The sequence below is a fragment of the Streptomyces sp. NPDC002265 genome (assembly GCF_040296125.1).
Classification (GTDB): domain Bacteria; phylum Actinomycetota; class Actinomycetes; order Streptomycetales; family Streptomycetaceae; genus Streptomyces.
On record NZ_JBEOWS010000531.1, the window covers coordinates 1 to 4,528 of the forward strand.

The window sequence follows — 4,528 nt, forward strand, 5'->3', positions numbered from 1 at the left end:
CACCAGATACGACAAGACCGCCACCTCCTACGAGGCAGCGGTCAGTCTCGCGTCATTCCTGCTCTGGGCAAGATCCGTTTGAAGACGGACCCTAGATCCACCTCGCCTGCGACGGCAAACGGACCCCAGCGGGGCCAGCTGTCAACCGGGGTTGGGCGTCAGCCGGAACACCGGCCAGCCGATCTCGGTACGCCAGGCTGCCGGATCCGGGTCGTCGCGCGGGCTGACGAGATATACCTCGTGCACTGGACCATCGACCGCGAGGGCGTGTTCGACCACCCAGGCGCCGAGCCGGCCGTAGGTGACGTCGATGTCGTCATGCGGCCCGGGGTGGACGACCACGGCAAGCTCGGCGGCGGGGAGGTCCACCGGTCGCACCCGGCCTCGGCTCGGCGGGTCGGCCACAGGCCGGTAGACCATCGCTGTTCCCCGACCGCGGGTGAAGAGCTCGTTGGCGTAGCAGCCACCCGGCGGCCCCAATGCCGGCAGACAGGTGACGGCGGCGTCGAGTTCGGCCATCGCCTCGTCGTACCAGGAGAACACCTCCTCGTGGCCGACGACGTCCTCGACCCCGGCGACCGTTCTGGCCGCCACCAGGCGGAGCTCGACCTGCAGGCCGCTGTCGTCGGGGCGTAGTAGGTTTCGCAGGGAGGCCACAGCGGCTCGGGTGCGGTCCAGTTCTGCCTCCAGCCGCTGCAGGTGTTCACCGACCAGGTCCGCGCGCTCTGCGGCGTCCTCGGTGGCGAGGATCTTGGCCACGTCGGTCAGCGGCACGTCCAGGTCGCGCAGCCGATGGATGACCTGCGCGGTAGGGATCTGGTCAGTGGTGTAGTAGCGGTAGCCGCTGTCGGGGTTCACCGAGGCGGGCTCCAGCAGCCCGGACTCGTGGTACCGACGCAGGGTTCGCACGCTCAGGTGCGTCAACTGCGCGAACTCGCCGATCGTCAATCCGCTGGACATTGCTCCAGTGTGCATCCGCCGGGCTCGACGTGGTTGACCCTCTCCCTGGGGGAGACCCCATCGTGTTTCACATGAGCTACCCGCGCGACCCCCACCGCGCTGCCCGTATTGATCATCCGCTGCCGGGCGGCCCACCAGGCCCGCGACCTGCGGGGTGTCCTCGCGTTCGGTCACCACAGCATCGCCATGTATGCGGTGGAAAGGACTCACCGAAGTACTGTGCAAGGAGGTCGCCCCCTCGGCAGGAAGGTCCTCGCTGTCGAACCGGGGGCCTACTGCACCCGCGCAGGGGCGGGCTGCGGCGACGAAACCGTCCAGGAGACGATCGACGACTATCGGCCGATGCTCGCATCGGTCCGCGCCGCCTTCGTCGACGGCAACGGACGTCGGACCGGAGTTTCCTGCCGCGGTGTTCGCGCCGTCATCGCCACGCCGGCGGAGGACACGCCGCGGCACCAGCCCGTGAAGGACTCGGACGGCTACGGCTACGGCTACGGCTCCGTGGCCGAGCAGCTTGAGTCCTTGTCGGCCGAGCTGCGCCGCAATGAGTGCGCCACGCGTGGTGCGGACGTCCCGCAGGGGCAGTAGCTCCCACTCTTGGACTTCTTGAACACATCGACATAAGGAACCCCATGACTGACAGCACCGTTCGTATCGACATCACCGACCTGCCTGCGGTCGTCCGGCAGTTCTTGGCCGCGCTCGACACCCGGGACACCACGGCGGTGATCGGGATCCTGACCCCGCAGGCGAGTGTGACCGATGAGGGCAACACCCACACCGGCATCCCCTCGATCACCGACTGGATCGCCAACGCTGCCTCCGAGTTCACCTACACCACCACGCCGGTGGCCGCCGAGCGCACTGGCACCCACCAGTTCACCCTCGCCCAGCATCTGGAGGGCGACTTCCCCGGCGGCAGCGCCGACCTCAACTACCGCTTCACCCTCGAGGGCACACAGATCAGCAGCCTGGTCATCGCCCCCTGACGCGCTCGCCGCCTTTCACACCCCTAGGAAGAGCACTATGAAGACATGGTTCATCACCGGCGGTACCGGTGGTTTCGGCAGGGCGTATGCCGATGTCGCACTGGAGCAGGGCGACAACGTCGTGCTGACCGCCCGCCGGCCCGGGCAGTTGAAGGAATGGGCCGACCTGCACGGCGCCGAGGCGCGTGAGCGGATCCTGCTGCTGGAGCTGGACACCACCGACCACCAGCAGGTCAGGGATACGGTCCAGGCCGCGGAAGCGCACTTCGGCGGGATCGATGTGCTGGTCAACAATGCCGGCCGCGGTTGGTACGGGTCGGTGGAGGGCTCCCCAGAGGCGGATGTACGCCGTTCCTTCGAGCTGAACTTCTTCTCCGTCGTCGACCTCGTCCGCGCGGTGCTTCCCGGCATGCGGGAGCGGCGCGGCGGATGGATCGTCAACATGTCCTCTGTCGCCGGGATCGTGAGCGTGCCCGGGTTCGGCTTCTACAGTGCCGCCAAGTTCGCGGTGGAGGGCATGACAGACGCACTGCGCACCGAGGTGGAGCCGTTCGGCATCCAGGTCCTCGCCGTGGAGCCGGGTGCCTTCCGCACCCAAGCCTATGCCGGCTTCGCCGAGGAGCCGGTGACCGAGACCGTGGAGGCCTACCGGGCGTTCGTGGAGACGGTGCGGGTGGCCATGGTCAGTCAGGACGGCCGCCAGCCCGGCGATCCTCACCGCGGCGTCCAGGCCGTGGTCGATGCCATGCGGCAGGACTCCCCGCCCCGCCGCATCGTCCTGGGCAACGGCGGCTACGACCGTGTATACGACCAACTGCGCGGCGCCCTGGACGAACTGCGCGCACAGGAGACTGCCTCCCGGGCCGCGGACTTCCCCAAGACGGCCTAGCCCGAACGCGCTCCTGCGGCGGCCTGGGGCAAGGCGGACCCTTCCCGTCGGGGGGTAGGTTGTCCACGGCCCCGCCCGGTGACCACTGCACGCCCCTCTGATTATCCGGCGCCCACATCTCGTTCTCCTGGAGGATCAGTGCCCACCGCCGACGAGCTGATCAGCCCCGTCAGTATCCGCAGTCTGGCGTTGATCCTGCAGGAGACCTCGCCCAAGGTCTCGCCGTGGCAGACCGTCGCCAAGAGCGCACGGACACTGGCATCGCTCAGCCTGAGCGAACGGGCACGTACGGTCGGCGAGGCGCTGCTGGTCGACGCCGGCCACGACTACCGCCGACTGGCCCGCGCGGTCCGCGCGGCTCTGGCCCGAGAGGACCTGATCGGCTGGATGGTCTGGCCGGTCACCGAGGCCGTTGCCACCGCGGCCACCGAATCCGGCACGGGCGAGGACCTCGACGACGGCCTGACCCTCCTGGTGGCCCTCACACCCCGGCTCACCAGCGAGTTCGCGCTGCGCACCTTCCTGAACGCGGACCTGGAGCGCACGCTCGCCGCCGCCCGGGCCTGGACCGCCTCACCCGAGGAGGCCGTGCGCCGCCTGGCCAGCGAAGGCACCCGGCCCAAACTGCCCTGGGCGCGCCAGGTCCCCGCGCTCAACCAGAATCCCGCCCTGGGCGTCCCGATCCTGGACGCCCTTTACCCGGACAGCTCTGCGTTCGTACGCCGCTCGGTTGCCAACCACCTCAACGACGTCTCCCGCCTAGACGCGGACCTTGCCAGCAGCACCGCCGCACGCTGGGCCAGATCGCCAGAAAGCACCACACCAGCCCTGATCCGCCACGCAATGCGCACCCTGATCAAGAAAGGCGACCCGAACGCCCTGCACCTCGTCGGCTTCCACGGCAGCCGCGACGACCTCAGGGTTGTCGGACCGTTGCCGGAAGAGACCGACATCCCGTTCGGCGGCGCCCTCACCTTCACCGCCCAAATCACGAACATCTCCCAGCGGCCGGTCACCCTCTCCATCGACTACGTCATCCATCACATGAAGGCGAATGGCAAGACCACCCCGAAAGTCTTCAAACTTGCCGCACGCGCCCTGAACCCTGGCCAGTCGACCGAACTCACACGCGAGCACTCGTTCCGGCTGATCACTACCCGCGTCTACTACCCAGGCGCCCACCAGCTGCAACTCCAGATCAACGGCCACCAGTTCGACCCTGTCGACTTCCGGCTGCTACAGCCCTGACAGCAAGCGCGCGGGCCAACCCGCTGATGGTGGGGACCCTCGTTGCATCACGGCGAGCGCGCAGGCTTCCGGCTTCTCCGCAAACGCGTTCTGCCCGCGTGAAAGGGCCGGGACCCAGCGGGGTCTACTCAGGACTCCGATCGCGAGTCACGCATACGGCTGCCGCCTGACCGCCTCTTACTCCCACTGGTTCGGCCCTGGAGCCTCGGGTGCCCCGGCGGCACCTGTTGAAGCGACTGAGCAAGCATTTCACGTCCTGATCAACAAGCCCAGAGCCACAATCTGTCGTAACGCACAGTTCAAGATTCACAGAACAAGCGAGCCAGAACCACCAGCTAGTGCTGGATTGAACCGCACCGGGTTGTCCGGAGACTCTAGGTTGTGGCTGTGACCAGGCGTTTCGTGGCCGTCAGGTAGTAGTTGACTTCGTATTCGGCGGGCG

General features: G+C 67.8%; 5 protein-coding genes. 4 read left to right on the forward strand and 1 reads right to left on the reverse strand.

Going from position 1 to position 4,528, the window contains the following annotated elements:
* Positions 1–141: 141 nt before the first annotated feature.
* Positions 142–960 (reverse strand): MerR family transcriptional regulator, encoded by an 819-nt coding sequence (locus tag ABT085_RS44140; protein WP_351622210.1) that lies wholly within the window; start codon positions 958–960, stop codon positions 142–144.
* 342 nt (positions 961–1,302) lie between these two features.
* Between ABT085_RS44140 and ABT085_RS44145 the strand changes: the two genes are divergently transcribed.
* From ABT085_RS44145 to ABT085_RS44160, 4 genes are all read left to right on the forward strand, one after another.
* Positions 1,303–1,548, forward strand: a complete 246-nt coding sequence (locus ABT085_RS44145; RefSeq protein WP_351622213.1) for a hypothetical protein — start codon at positions 1,303–1,305, stop codon at positions 1,546–1,548.
* 44 nt (positions 1,549–1,592) lie between these two features.
* A complete protein-coding gene (locus tag ABT085_RS44150) occupies positions 1,593–1,949 on the forward strand; it encodes a nuclear transport factor 2 family protein (RefSeq protein ID WP_351622216.1) in 357 nt (118 codons plus the stop codon).
* 37 nt (positions 1,950–1,986) lie between these two features.
* Positions 1,987–2,838, forward strand: a complete 852-nt coding sequence (locus ABT085_RS44155; RefSeq protein ID WP_351622219.1) for an SDR family NAD(P)-dependent oxidoreductase — start codon at positions 1,987–1,989, stop codon at positions 2,836–2,838.
* Between the two features lie 138 nt (positions 2,839–2,976).
* A complete protein-coding gene (locus tag ABT085_RS44160; RefSeq protein WP_351622221.1) occupies positions 2,977–4,086 on the forward strand; it encodes a YhaZ family DNA alkylation repair protein in 1,110 nt (369 codons plus the stop codon).
* The last annotated feature ends 442 nt before the right edge of the window (positions 4,087–4,528 follow it).